This window comes from Streptomyces sp. NBC_01788, assembly GCF_035917575.1.
Lineage (GTDB): Bacteria > Actinomycetota > Actinomycetes > Streptomycetales > Streptomycetaceae > Streptomyces.
In genome coordinates, this window is sequence record NZ_CP109090.1 from 6958359 (window position 1) to 6971052 (window position 12694).

The window sequence follows — 12694 nt, forward strand, 5'->3', positions numbered from 1 at the left end:
GACCTTTCGAGCCACGCCCGTGGACTGAACGCGCCGCCAGGGACGCGCCCGCTCAGGCAGCCGGGTACGCCAGCCCGGCCGCCAGGCGCGCACAACCCCAGGCCACGGTGACCCCGGCCCCGCCGTGCCCGTAGTTGTGCACCAGCACCCGCCCGCCCGGCAGCACCTCGCGCTCCAGCCGCACCGCGTGCCGGACCGGCCGCAGCCCCACCCGGTGCCCCAGCACCCGCGCCCCGGCGATCTCCGGCCGGAGGGCCGCGCACCGCTCGACGATCAGGTCGGCCACCGCCGGATCGGGCACCTGCGACCAGTCGTCCTCCTCGGCCGTGCCGCCGAGGACGAGCCCGCCCGGCTGCGGGAAGACGTAGGTGGAGGACTCCGAGACGGGGTCGACCGCCGTCAGCCACGTCGTGATCCCCGGGTTCTCCACGACGACGAGCTGACCACGCACGGGACGCACCGCGGGATCGGGGACGAGTTCACGGGCGCCGAGGCCGGTGCAGTTCACGACGACCGGCGCGTCGACCGCCGCCAGATCCGTGACCGTCCGCACCTCGACGACCCCGCCCGCCTCGATCAACCGCTCGCGCAGCCACAGCAGATGAGCCGACATGTCGATCAGCGGTAGCCGCGCCCACAGCGCCGTTCCCGCCGCCCACTCCCCGGCGTGCGCCGGGCGCAGAGAGGGCACCCGCGCCGCCCACGGCCCCAGCGAGTCCAGCCGCGTCCCGGCGTGCACCCCCCCGACCAGGCGTACGCCCGTCTCGCCAGGAAGCGCGGCCAACTCCTCGTACACCGCCAGGGATTCGAGCGACCACTCGCCGACGAGCGACTCCGGCTCGATCCGGTACGGCCACCACAGCGCCCCGGCGACCGCCGACGTCGTGCGTTCGGCGGGCTCACGTGTCCACACCCGCACCCGCCGGCCGCGCTCCGCCAGCACGACGGCCGTCGTCAGCCCGATGACGCCGCCGCCGACCACCACCACCTCGGCACCCGGCTCACCGTCCACGCAGCGCACGGTAGCGGAAGGCGCACACCGTGCTCACCTCGGCCCCGGGGCGGGAATACTCACGGCATGCCTGCCGAGTACACGACCTTCGGTCTGGCCCCGGCGACGCGTCCCGAGGAGATCGCCGCCGACGGCGGCCACCGGCTCCACCGTGACTTCGTGGACTTCGTCGTGGACGGACGGCCCCTGCTGTTCCGGCTCGCCGACCTGGACGCGGTCTCCCCGCTCGCCTCCGACGTGCCGCCCGCGATCCTCGCCGCCCAGGTGCGCGGCCTGCTGCTGGAGAGCGAGGCGCCGCTGCCGGGCGGCCGTTACCTCATCTACGGCTGCCCCGAGTGCGAGGACCTGGCCTGCGGCGCAGTCACCGCCGTCATCGAGCGGGCCCACGCGCGCGGCACCGGTACGGACGGCTCCGGTACGGACGGGGCGGACGGGGCGGACTACGTCTGGCGGGACTTCGCCTGGCAGACGGACGCCCACGCCGACCTGGAACGGGACGGCTACCACGGCATCGGCCCGTTCCGCTTCGCCGGCGCCGAGTACCGCGCGGCACTGCGATCGCTGCTGGACGGCGACGGCGGCGGCCACGCGCCCCGCCGCCGGGTGCTGCTCGTCGGGGCCCGGGCCGCCGCCCTCGCCCGGCTCGCCGCCGCCCTGCGCGCCCTCGGCATCGGCGCCGACATCAGCGGCGACACGGTCCACATCCACGCCGGCGAACTGCGCCAGTACGGTGCCGTCGTCTTCGGCACGGGCGTCGGCCCGGCCGAACGCGCCGCCGTCCGGGACGCCTTCGAGCGCGCGGGCGCCGACGTGGCCCGCGTCGACGGGACCCCTGCGATCGTGCCGCTCCTGGTCGCCCGGATCGAACAGGCCCTGGACCCCGGTCCCGTCGAGCGGCGCCGGCTGAAGCGGCTGACGGCCGCCGGCGGCGCGGCGGACGTCGAGGTCACCTCCGCCTGCCGGGTCCGGCTCACCGCCCACCGCCTGGACCGGCTGCACCGCACCCGCACCCAGGAACTCTTCGACGGCGTCCTGGAACCGGGCCGCCACCGGCTCGCGCTGGACGCCCGGGCGGTGAAGGGGGAGTCCTTCGTGGTGGCGCGGACGGCCGGGGGCGTGCTGGTGGCGGCGGTGGCGCACGGAGAGCCGCCGGGGCACCGCCGTTAGGATCGGTCCCCTGATGACTGCCACCCTCGTTGCCAAGAACCTCGCCGCCGGGCACGGCGACCGCGCGCTGTTCGCCGGACTGGACCTCGTCGTCGCGCCCGGGGACGTGATCGGGCTGGTCGGCGCCAACGGCGCGGGCAAGTCCACCCTGCTCAGGATGCTCGCCGGGCTGAGCACCCCGGAAGAGGGCGAGGTCGCCCTGTCCCCACCGGGGGCGAGCGTCGGGCACCTGCCCCAGGAGCCGGAGCGGCGCGCGGGGGAGACCGTACGGGAGTTCCTCGCCCGGCGCACCGGGGTGGCCGCGGCCCAGCGGGCCATGGACGAGGCCACGCAGGCCCTCGTCGACGGGGCGCCGGGCGCGGACGACGCGTACGCGAGCAGCCTGGAGCGGTGGCTCGGCCTCGGCGGCGCCGATCTCGACGAACGCGCCGACGAGGTCGCCGACTCGCTCGGCCTGGCCGTCGGCCTCGACCAGCCCATGACATCCCTGTCGGGCGGCCAGGCGGCCCGCGCCGGACTCGCCTCGCTGCTGCTGTCCCGCTACGACGTCTTCCTGCTCGACGAGCCGACCAACGACCTCGACCTGGCCGGTCTGGAGCGCCTGGAGCGGTTCGTGACCGGCCTGCGCGCCGGGACGGTCGTCGTCAGCCACGACCGCGAGTTCCTCACCCGCACCGTCACCAAGGTCCTCGAACTCGACCTCGCCCAGCGGCGGATCAACCTCTTCGGCGGCGGATACGCGGCCTATCTGGAGGAGCGGGACGTCGCCCGCAGGCACGCCCGCGAGGACTACGAGGAGTACGCCGACAAGAGGGCCGCCCTCCAGGACCGGGCCCAGACGCAGCGGTCCTGGATGGACAAGGGCGTGAAGAACGCCCGGCGCAAGGCGGGCGGCGACAACGACAAGATCGGCCGCAAGTTCCGCAGCGAGGCCAGTGAGAAGCAGGCCGCGAAGGCCCGCCAGACCCAGCGCATGATCGAACGGCTCGAGGTCGTCGAGGAGCCCCGCAAGGAGTGGGAGCTGCGCATGGAGATCGCGTCGGCCCCGCGGTCGGGCGCGGTCGTCGCCACGCTCCGGGACGCGGAGGTGCGGCGGGGCGGCTTCGTGCTGGGCCCGGTGAACCTCCAGATCGACTGGGCGGACCGGGTGGCGGTCACCGGGGCCAACGGCGCGGGCAAGTCGACGCTGCTGGCCGCGCTGCTGGGGCGGATCCCGGTGGACGCCGGGCACGCGGCGCTGGGCTCCGGCGTGCTGGTCGGCGAGGTCGACCAGGCCCGCCGCATCTTCCACGGCTCCGAAGCCCTGCTGGACGCCTTCTGCGCGGCGGTGCCGGACACCGAGCCGGTGGAGGCGCGGACGCTGCTCGCCAAGTTCGGCCTCAAGGCGGACCATGTGACGCGTCCCGCCGGGACACTCTCCCCGGGTGAGCGGACCCGGGCCGCGCTCGCCCTCCTCCAGGGCAGGGGCGTGAACCTCCTGGTCCTGGACGAGCCCACCAACCACCTGGATCTGCCGGCCATCGAGCAACTGGAGTCGGCGCTGGACTCCTACCAGGGCACCCTGCTGCTGGTCACCCACGACCGCCGCATGCTCGACGCGGTGCACGTCACCCGCCGACTGGAGGCGGCCGAGGGCAAGGTGACGGAGCATTAACGCTTTCCCCGGCTTGCGGGGACCCGCGGTGAACGGTCGGGCACGGGGTCTTACACTCGGTCACCGTTGCCCAGCGGAACGAAACCGCAGATCGGAAGGCATGGTCACCCATGTTCCAAGACGCCCCCATTTATCACCAACTCGTAGCCGAGCGAGGCGACGTGCCCGCGCGCGTGCGTGACGCGGCCACGGCCATACAGCGGCAGCTCGAGGACGTGATGCGAACGGGGCATCCCAACGCCGCCTTCACCCCGGGTCCGCCGCCCCCGGGCGCGACCCCACGCCCCCACGCCGAACTCCCCCCGGGCCAGCACCCACCGCGATGACCCCGCCCCGACGGGTCCGCGCGGCCGCCGGTCACGTCGACGAGAAACGGCCCGGACCCGCCCGAAGGCGGGTCCGGGCCGCGTCGTCAGCGGCGGGCGTTACTTCCGGTCGAGGAGGCCGGCGCGCCGGAGGGCGTCCGCCATCGCGCTGTTGGCGGGCGGGGGCGCCTGGCGGGAACCGCCGCCACCGCCACCACCGCCGCGGCCCTGGCGCTGCTGCGGAGGCCGGCCACCGCGGCGGCGCCGGTCGCCGCCGTCGCCCTGAGTCTGGCGGTCCTGCGGCGCCGCCTCGTCGTCCAGACGCAGCGTCAGCGAGATCCGCTTGCGCGGGATGTCGACCTCCAGCACCTTCACCTTGACGATGTCACCGGGCTTGACGACATCGCGCGGATCCTTCACGAACTGCTTCGACATCGCCGAGACGTGCACCAGACCGTCCTGGTGGACGCCGACGTCGACGAACGCGCCGAAGGCCGCCACGTTCGTCACCACGCCCTCCAGGACCATCCCGGACGCCAGGTCGGAGATCTTCTCGACGCCCTCCTTGAAGGTGGCCGTCTTGAACGCGGGCCGCGGGTCGCGCCCCGGCTTCTCCAGCTCCTTCAGGATGTCGCTCACCGTCGGCAGACCGAACGTGTCGTCCACGAAGTCGGCCGCCCTGAGCGAGCGCAGCACCCCGGTGTTGCCGACCAGCGAGGCCACCTCCTGGCCCGCGGTCTTCACCATCCGGCGGACCACGGGGTAGGACTCGGGGTGCACGCTGGAGGAGTCCAGCGGGTCGTCGCCGCCGCGGATCCGCAGGAAGCCCGCGCACTGCTCGTAGGCCTTCGGGCCGAGCCGCGAGACGTTCTTCAGCTGCGCCCGCGAGGTGAACGGCCCGTTGGCGTCCCGGTGCGCCACGATGTTCTCCGCGAGTCCCGAGGTGACGCCGGAGACGCGCGCGAGCAGCGGCACGGACGCGGTGTTCACGTCCACGCCGACGCCGTTCACACAGTCCTCGACCACCGCGTCCAGCGAGCGGGACAGCTTCACCTCGGACAGGTCGTGCTGGTACTGGCCGACCCCGATCGACTTGGGGTCGATCTTGACCAGTTCGGCCAGCGGGTCCTGGAGCCGGCGCGCGATGGAGACCGCGCCGCGCAGGGAGACGTCCATGTCGGGAAGTTCCCGCGAGGCGTACGCCGAGGCCGAGTACACCGACGCGCCCGCCTCCGACACCATCACCTTGGTGAGCTTCAGCTCCGGGTGCCGGGTGATGACGTCGGCGGCCAGCTTGTCGGTCTCCCGGGACGCGGTGCCGTTGCCGATCGCGATCAGGTCGACCGCGTGCTCCTTGGCCAGCCGGGCCAGCTTGGCGACGGCCTCGTCCCACCGGTTGGCCGGAACGTGCGGGTGGACGACGTCGGTGGCGACGACCTTGCCGGTCGCGTCGACCACGGCGACCTTCACACCCGTACGGAACCCGGGGTCGAGACCGAGGGTCGCGCGCGTGCCGGCCGGGGCAGCGAGCAGCAGGTCGCGCAGGTTGGCCGCGAACACGTTCACCGCCTCGTCCTCCGCGGCCGTGCGCAGCCGCAGCCGCAGGTCGATGCCCAGGTGGACGAGGATCCGGGTGCGCCAGGCCCAGCGGACCGTGTCCTGGAGCCACTTGTCGGCGGGACGGCCGCGGTCGGTGATCCCGAACCGGTGGGCCACGATCCCCTCGTACGACGAGGGGCCGTCCACCTGCTCCTCCGGCTCCAGGACGAGGTCCAGGACCTCCTCCTTCTCCCCGCGCAGCATCGCGAGGATCCGGTGCGAGGGCAGCTCGGTGAACGGCTCGGCGAAGTCGAAGTAGTCGGCGAACTTGGCGCCCGCCTCCTCCTTGCCCTCCCGCACCTTGGCGGCCAGCCGCCCGCGCACCCACATGCGCTCGCGCAGCTCGCCGATCAGGTCGGCGTCCTCCGAGAACCGCTCGGTGAGGATCGCCCGCGCGCCGTCCAGCGCCGCCTGCGGATCGGCGACGCCCTTGTCCGCGTCGACGAAGGCGGCCGCCGCCGCGAGCGGCTCCACGGACGGGTCGTCGAGCAGGCCCTCGGCCAGCGGCTCCAGACCCGCCTCCCGGGCGATCTGCGCCTTGGTCCGCCGCTTCGGCTTGTACGGCAGGTAGACGTCCTCCAGCCGCGCCTTGGTCTCGGCGCCGCGGATCCGCGCCTCCAGTTCATCGGTGAGCTTGCCCTGCTCGCGCACCGACTCGAGGATCGCCGCCCGCCGCTCCTCCAGTTCCCGCAGATAGCGCAGCCGCTCCTCGACGGTGCGCAGTTGCGCGTCGTCGAGCATCTCGGTCGCCTCCTTGCGGTAGCGGGCGATGAAGGGCACCGTCGAACCGCCGTCCAGCAGTTCCACGGCGGCCTTGACCTGCCGCTCCCGTACGCCGAGCTCCTCGGCGATCCTGCCCTCGATGGACGCTGTGAGGGGTGTCGTCACGATCCCGTACCGCCTTCTCCACTTCGGTGTGCGCCGCAATTGTGGCAGGCCCCACCGTCAACCGGGCCGCAGGGCGCCGCCCGGCGAGGCGCGTTCCCGCCACCCCGCGCCCCGCGGGGACGGGCGACGGCATGGCAGGAAAGGTGGGAAACCCGTCATTGCGGCCGTCCCCCGGCCCGCGAAGAATCGGTCGCATGGCGCAGCGAACCGTTCTCGTCGTCCTCTTCGACGCCGTCCAGAGCCTTGACGTCACCGGCCCCGTGGAGGTCTTCGCCGGTGCCGAACGGCATGTACCGGGGTCGTACCGCATCCACACGGCCTCCCTGGACGGCCGTCCCGTCCGCAGCTCCAGCGGCATGACCCTGGTACCGGACTCCCCGCTCGCGGACGCTCCCGCGCCGCACACGCTGCTGGTGCCCGGCGGTGAGGGCACCCGCCGGGCGGACCCGCGGCTGGTCGACTGGGTCCGCGGGCACGGGCCGGGCGCCGCGCGCCTGGTCTCGGTGTGCACCGGCGCGATCCTGCTGGCCGAGGCGGGCCTGCTGGACGGCCGCCGGGCCACGACCCACTGGGCGTACTGCGACAAGCTCGCCCGCGACCACCCCTCCGTCGAGGTGCACGCGGAGCCGGTCTACGTGCGCGACGGGGAGGTGGCGACCTCGGCCGGCGTGACCTGCGGCATCGACCTGACCCTCGCGCTCGTCGAGGAGGACCTCGGCCGCGACGTCGCGCTGAGTGTCGCCCGCCACCTGGTGGTCTTCCTGCGCCGGCCCGGCAACCAGGCCCAGTTCAGCGCCCAGCTCGCCGCACAGACGGCCCGGCGCGAACCCCTGCGGGACGTACAGCAGTGGATCACCGAGCATCCGGCGGACGACCTGTCCGTCGAGGCGCTCGCCGCCCGTGCCCGCCTCTCGCCGCGCCACTTCGCCCGCGCTTTCCGGGCGGAGACCGGTACCACCCCCGGCCGCTACGTCGACCGGGTCCGACTGGAACACGCCCGCCGGCTCCTCGAGGACACCGCCGACGGCGTCGAGGAGATCTCCCGCGCCAGCGGCTACGGCACCCCGGAGGCCATGCGGCGCGCGTTCGTCAAGGCGCTGGGCGCCGCCCCGGCCGAGTACCGGAGGCGGTTCCGCCCCGCTCCCGCCACCACCTGACACCCACACGGAGGGAAATCCATGCAGATCGCCATCGTCCTGTTCGACCGCTTCACCGCCCTGGACGCCGTGGGCCCGTACGAGACCCTCGGCCGGCTCCCGGGCGCCGAGACCGTCTTCGTCGCCGAACGGACCGGACCCGTCCGCACCGAGACCGGGCACCTCGCGCTCACCGCCGACCGGACCCTGGGCGACGTCCCCGACCCCGGCATCGTCGTCGTCCCGGGCGGCCCCGGCCAGGCGTCGCAGATGGAGAACGAGACCCTGCTGGACTGGCTGCGCACCGCCGACGCCACCAGCACCTGGACCACCTCCGTGTGCACCGGCTCGCTGCTGCTCGCCGCCGCCGGGCTGCTCGACGGCCGCCGCGCGACCTCGCACTGGCTGGCCCTCGACCAGTTGAGGCGTTTCGGAGCCGAGCCCACGGGAGAGCGGGTCGTCTTCGACGGCAAGTACGTCACGGCCGCGGGCGTCTCCTCGGGCATCGACATGGGCCTCACGCTGCTCGGCCGGATCGCGGGCGACGAACACGCCCAGGCCGTCCAGCTGCTGACCGAGTACGACCCGCAGCCGCCCTACGACGCCGGATCACCCGAGAAGGCGCCCGCGCACCTCGTCGAGGAGTTCCGGGCCAAGAGCCGCTTCGTGCTGACGTAGACGGCCGGCTACCGCACGCTCCAGGTGAACCGGGCGGTCCGGCGCTCCAGGAACGCGGCGACGCCCTCCGCGGTGTCGCCGCTCGCGCCCGCCTGCTCGGCCCAGTGGGCGTCGCGGTCCGTGCGGCCGTCAGCGAACTCCTTCGCCGCGGCCTGCGTCAGCTGCGAGCGAGCGGCGAGGATTTCGGTGAACTCCGTGACCCGCTTGGCGAGTTCGCCCTCCGGCAGCACCTCGTCGACCAGGCCGGTGCGCAGCGCGCGCTCCGCGTCGATCAACTCGCCCGAGAAGAGCAGGTACTTGGCGGTCGCCGGGCCCACCAGGGAGACCAGCCGGCGGGTGGCGGAGGAGGGGTAGACGATGCCCAGTCTGGCCGGCGTCACCCCGAACAGCGCGCCCGCCTCGGCGAATCGCAGGTCGCAGGCCGCCGCGAGCTGGGCGCCGCCGCCCACGCAGTGCCCGCGCACCGCCGCCAGCGTCGGCTTGGGGAATGCGGCGAGCGCCTCCTCGGCCTCCCCCGCGAGTCGCTGCGCCTCCCGCGGTGAGCCGCGCAGCGTGGAGATGTCGGCGCCGGAGCAGAACGTCTCGCCCGACCCCGTGAGCACCAGCGCCCGCACGCCCGGATCGGCCGCGAGGTCGTCCAGGAGCGGCGGCAGCGCCCGCCACATCGCGGCGGTCATCGCGTTGCGCTTGGCCGGGTGGTGGACCACGACGGTGGCCACCGCGCCGGTGACGTCGTGCAGCAACTGCGGCTCCATGCGCCGGATGCTATCCGCCCGGCCGAGCGTTTGATCAAGAAGGGTCGGGGGACAGTTACGACACGGTGGCAAAGGGAACAAAACGTGGAAACGGGGGGCCCGCGCGGCTTCGAGGAGGCGCCGATGGCCAGGTTGACCAAGCCCCGCAGTGAGACGGCGAAGATGCGCCGAGGTTTCGGCTGGCTCGCCGGACTCGGGGTGCTCCTGGTGGTGGCCGGTCTGGTCGGGCTCGTCTACACGGCCGCCGTCACGCTGACCTCCATGCTCCTGTTCGGCTGGCTGCTGCTGATCGGCGGCCTTGTCGGGCTGCTGCACGCGGTCCAGGCGCGCGGTTCGAGCTTCTTCTGGCTCGGTGTCATCGTGGCCGCCCTGAACATCGCGGCGGGCGTGGTGGTCATCGGCCATCCGCACGCGACCGCCGCCGCGCTCACCATGTTCGCCGCCCTGCTGTTCCTGACCGGCGGCCTGTTCCGGGTGGTCGGCAGCGTCGTGGTGCGCGGACCCCAGTTCGGCTGGACGCTGCTGCTGGGCGCCTTCTACCTGCTGCTGGGCGTCCTGGTCCTGGGCTCCTGGCCGAGCAGCAGCCAGTACGTCATCGGCGCCTTCTTCTCCCTCGCCCTGCTCTTCGACGGCCTCGGCCTGATCGCCACCGGCTTCGGCGGCCGCCGTATCGTCGGCATGATCTCCGACGGCACTGCCTAGCAGTGCCGTCCCGGCCGGACCGGGCGCGGGGACACAGGGACCGTACAACCCGAAAAGTTCGCGATGTCGGCGTGGACGGGACAGTACCGGTCCCGTCCCTGACCGATTCGTGCGGCAACGGTCACAAGGCGCTTGAAACACGCTGACTTGTGTTCAGTCCTTGGGCTGAGCGCGGTGCGTTACCAACACTCGACGTGTGGTGACAATCGAGCGCGAGGGTGGCGACCGGACGATGGACAACCACGGGCGCGGGTACGGCTCACGCCCGGAGGACGGCGCGGGGGCACCCCTGGACGACGTACCGCCGGATCCGCTGCCGTACGAGGGCGTCTGGCGGTTCACCGCGCCCGCCGTCGACGCCTCCGTCCCGCAGGCCCGGCACGCGGTCCGGGACCTGCTGCTGCGCCAGGGCGTCCCGGTCTCGGACGACATGGTCCACGGGCTGCTGCTGATCGTGTCCGAACTGGTCACGAACGCCGTCCGGCACGCGGCGCTGCTCTCGCCGATACTCGCCGTGGAGGTCGCGGTCGGCGCGGAGTGGGTGCGGCTCTCCGTGGAGGACAACCACCCCTACCGCCCCACCGCCCTGGAGACCGACCACGCGCGCACCGGCGGGCGCGGTCTGCTGCTGGTCCGCGAGATCGCGCGGGAGGCCGGCGGTGTCTGCGACGTCGAGCACACCGCGAGCGGCGGCAAGGTGATCTGGGCCGCCCTGCCGCTCAAGCCCGCACACCAGGTCTGACAGCGCCCCCGGCGCCGTCCCCGGAGCTCACCAGCCGGCGGGACCCGTCAGCTCCCTGACCGCGGGGCGGGCCGCGTCCAGCACGGTCGGGAACCAGACCGAGAAGGTGTCCCGCGCCTGCCGCTCCGCCAGCTCGGCGGGCGTAACGAACGCCGTGGCGGCGATCTCCTCCGGGTCCGGCCGCAGCGGGGACTGCACCAGGCCGACGAAGAGGTGGTTGTACTCCTGCTCCACCAGGCCCGACTCCGGGTCCGGATGGTGGTAGCGGACCGTGCCCGCCTCGGCGAGCAGCGACGGGGAGATCCCCAGCTCCTCGTACGTGCGCCGGGCGGCCGCCGCCATGGGCGCCTCACCGGGGTAGGGGTGGCCGCAGCAGCTGTTGGACCACACGCCGGGGGAGTGGTACTTGCCCAGGGCCCGCTGCTGCAGCAGCAGCCGGCCGCGGTTGTCGAACAGGAACACGGAGAAGGCGCGGTGCAGTCGTCCCGGTGGCTGGTGGGCGGACAGCTTCTCCGCGGTGCCGATCGTCACGCCGTCCTCGTCGACCAGTTCCAGCAAGATCGCTTCCGCGGCGCCGTTCGACGAGCTGTGCTTCGCGGTGGCAGGTGTGGTCGGCATACCCATCCTTCACTTCGGTCCTCGAGTCACAAGTCTGCCGTACGAAACCGGCACTCCCGGCACTTCCCGGCACTCCGCATGTCCTGTGGGGCGCCGTGGTCCGCGGCTCGACAGCCGCCGGGCACCGTTGGGCATCGTGCCCGGCCGGTCACACCCGGAACCGTCCGGACACCCCCTGTGACGAGTCCGCGGGCGCACGCCGAGCCCCGCGATACGGCGCGGGCGCCGTGCGCGCCGGGCACCCCAGGCCGGTCAGGGTCGCGGGGGAGGGGCCCGTCAGTGGCACAGGCGCGCCTCGTGCTCCGCGTGCCCGCTCGGCTCCAGCTGGAAGGTGCAGTGCTCCACGTCGAAGTGGTCCCCGAGGCAGCCCTGGAGCTCGTGCAGCAGCTTCTCGTGGCCGGTGGCGCTGAGCGCGTCGGAGCGGACGACCACGTGCGCGGAGAGCACCGGCAGACCCGAGGTGATCGTCCAGGCGTGCAGGTCGTGCACGTCCTCCACGCCGTCGAGCGCCAGGATGTGCGCCCGCACCTCGTCCATGTCGACGTTCTTCGGGGCCGCCTCCAGCAGCACGTCGAGGGTCTCGCGCAGCAGCCGGAGGGTGCGCGGCACGATCAGCAGGCCGATGGCGAGGGAGGCGACGGGGTCGGCGGCCTGCCAGCCGGTGAGCAGGATCACGGCCGCCGAGATCATGACGGCCACCGAGCCGAGCGCGTCCGCGGCCACCTCCAGGAAGGCACCGCGCACGTTCAGGCTCTCCTTCTGGCCGCGCATCAGCAGCATCAGGGAGACCGAGTTCGCCACCAGGCCGATCGCGCCGAACACGAGCATCAGCCCGCCGTGGGTGGGAGCCGGGGTGAGGAACCGCTCGACCGCCTCGTAGAGGACATAGCTGCCGACACCGAGCAGCAGCAGGCAGTTCGCGAGCGCGGCGAGGATCTCCGCACGGGCGAAGCCGAAGGTGCGGTTCCCGCTCGGCGGGCGGTTGGCGAAGTGGATGGCCAGAAGCGCCATGCCGAGGCCGAGCGCGTCGGTGGCCATGTGGGCGGCGTCCGCGATCAGCGCCAGCGAGTCCGCGAGCAGGCCGCCGACGATCTCCACCACCATCACGGTGAGCGTGATCGACAGCGCGATGCGCAGCGTGCCGCGGTGCGCGGCGCCGGCCGTGCCGCCCGCTCCGGCGCCGTGCGCGTGCCCGTGGTCGTGACCGGCCCCCATGGGATGACCGCCCTTTCCGTATTGCGTCCGGGATCACAGTGAACTACGGGCCGGGGGTATGGGGCAACGCGGCACTGAACACCGTTGTCATGTCCCCTGACCTGCGCAAACGAACCGCAGGTCAGCGTGCGCGACGGCGCCGCGGCGCACCGCGGAGGGGCTGGTCCGACGGGCCCGGAGCGGGGGCCCGGGGCGGTCTCCTCGGCGTCGCGCGGAGCCGGAT

The 12694-nt window shown here is 73.4% G+C and carries 11 protein-coding genes; 6 read left to right on the top strand and 5 right to left on the bottom strand.

All coding sequences use genetic code 11. From position 1 onward, the window contains the following. Positions 1 to 52: 52 nt before the first annotated feature. Positions 53 to 988, bottom strand: coding sequence for an FAD-dependent oxidoreductase (locus OIE49_RS31190; RefSeq protein WP_402127229.1), 936 nt, complete (start codon positions 986 to 988; stop codon positions 53 to 55). Between the two features lie 90 nt (positions 989 to 1078). Between OIE49_RS31190 and OIE49_RS31195 the strand changes: the two genes are divergently transcribed. Beyond that, positions 1079 to 2179 carry an oxidoreductase gene (locus OIE49_RS31195; protein ID WP_326805213.1) on the top strand — a complete coding sequence of 367 codons (1101 nt, stop codon included), beginning with the start codon at positions 1079 to 1081 and terminating at the stop codon, positions 2177 to 2179. A gap of 13 nt (positions 2180 to 2192) precedes the next feature. Further along, complete coding sequence (locus OIE49_RS31200; RefSeq protein WP_326805214.1) at positions 2193 to 3833, top strand: ABC-F family ATP-binding cassette domain-containing protein; 1641 nt, start codon at positions 2193 to 2195, stop codon at positions 3831 to 3833. Between the two features lie 425 nt (positions 3834 to 4258). On the opposite strand, the gene OIE49_RS31210 is transcribed toward OIE49_RS31200, so the two are convergent. After that, positions 4259 to 6625 (bottom strand): Tex family protein, encoded by a 2367-nt coding sequence (locus OIE49_RS31210; RefSeq protein WP_326805215.1) that lies wholly within the window; start codon positions 6623 to 6625, stop codon positions 4259 to 4261. A gap of 194 nt (positions 6626 to 6819) precedes the next feature. Here OIE49_RS31210 and OIE49_RS31215 point away from each other — a divergent pair, with 194 nt between their 5' ends. Beyond that, a complete protein-coding gene (locus OIE49_RS31215) occupies positions 6820 to 7782 on the top strand; it encodes a GlxA family transcriptional regulator (RefSeq protein WP_326805216.1) in 963 nt (320 codons plus the stop codon). A 21-nt stretch (positions 7783 to 7803) separates the two neighbouring features. Further along, positions 7804 to 8439, top strand: a complete 636-nt coding sequence (locus OIE49_RS31220) for a DJ-1/PfpI family protein (RefSeq protein ID WP_326805217.1) — start codon at positions 7804 to 7806, stop codon at positions 8437 to 8439. 8 nt (positions 8440 to 8447) lie between these two features. On the opposite strand, the gene OIE49_RS31225 is transcribed toward OIE49_RS31220, so the two are convergent. After that, positions 8448 to 9194, bottom strand: a complete 747-nt coding sequence (locus OIE49_RS31225; RefSeq protein WP_326805218.1) for an enoyl-CoA hydratase/isomerase family protein — start codon at positions 9192 to 9194, stop codon at positions 8448 to 8450. Between the two features lie 123 nt (positions 9195 to 9317). Between OIE49_RS31225 and OIE49_RS31230 the strand changes: the two genes are divergently transcribed. Both OIE49_RS31230 and OIE49_RS31235 read left to right on the top strand, forming a co-directional pair. Next, positions 9318 to 9896, top strand: a complete 579-nt coding sequence (locus OIE49_RS31230; protein WP_326805219.1) for an HdeD family acid-resistance protein — start codon at positions 9318 to 9320, stop codon at positions 9894 to 9896. Between the two features lie 232 nt (positions 9897 to 10128). Next, positions 10129 to 10638, top strand: coding sequence for an ATP-binding protein (locus tag OIE49_RS31235; RefSeq protein ID WP_326806370.1), 510 nt, complete (start codon positions 10129 to 10131; stop codon positions 10636 to 10638). 27 nt (positions 10639 to 10665) lie between these two features. Here the strand turns inward: OIE49_RS31235 and idi are convergent, their stop codons facing one another. Both idi and OIE49_RS31245 read right to left on the bottom strand, forming a co-directional pair. Further along, on the bottom strand, positions 10666 to 11256 hold the full coding sequence (idi, locus tag OIE49_RS31240) for an isopentenyl-diphosphate Delta-isomerase (RefSeq protein ID WP_100571594.1): 591 nt from the start codon (positions 11254 to 11256) through the stop codon (positions 10666 to 10668). A 276-nt stretch (positions 11257 to 11532) separates the two neighbouring features. Continuing rightward, entirely contained in the window at positions 11533 to 12471 is a 939-nt protein-coding gene (locus OIE49_RS31245) for a cation diffusion facilitator family transporter (protein WP_326805220.1), read from the bottom strand. Positions 12472 to 12694 lie beyond the last annotated feature (223 nt).

Bases quoted from the DNA above. Each gene is read 5' to 3' on its own strand.
- OIE49_RS31195 (WP_326805213.1), top strand. From the start codon at position 1,079: ATGCCTGCCGAGTACACGACCTTCGGTCTGGCCCCGGCGACGCGTCCC.
- OIE49_RS31200 (WP_326805214.1), top strand. From the start codon at position 2,193: ATGACTGCCACCCTCGTTGCCAAGAACCTCGCCGCCGGGCACGGCGAC.
- OIE49_RS31215 (WP_326805216.1), top strand. From the start codon at position 6,820: ATGGCGCAGCGAACCGTTCTCGTCGTCCTCTTCGACGCCGTCCAGAGC.
- OIE49_RS31220 (WP_326805217.1), top strand. From the start codon at position 7,804: ATGCAGATCGCCATCGTCCTGTTCGACCGCTTCACCGCCCTGGACGCC.
- OIE49_RS31225 (WP_326805218.1), bottom strand. From the start codon at position 9,194: ATGGAGCCGCAGTTGCTGCACGACGTCACCGGCGCGGTGGCCACCGTC.
- OIE49_RS31230 (WP_326805219.1), top strand. From the start codon at position 9,318: ATGGCCAGGTTGACCAAGCCCCGCAGTGAGACGGCGAAGATGCGCCGA.
- OIE49_RS31235 (WP_326806370.1), top strand. From the start codon at position 10,129: ATGGACAACCACGGGCGCGGGTACGGCTCACGCCCGGAGGACGGCGCG.
- idi (WP_100571594.1), bottom strand. From the start codon at position 11,256: ATGCCGACCACACCTGCCACCGCGAAGCACAGCTCGTCGAACGGCGCC.
- OIE49_RS31245 (WP_326805220.1), bottom strand. From the start codon at position 12,471: ATGGGGGCCGGTCACGACCACGGGCACGCGCACGGCGCCGGAGCGGGC.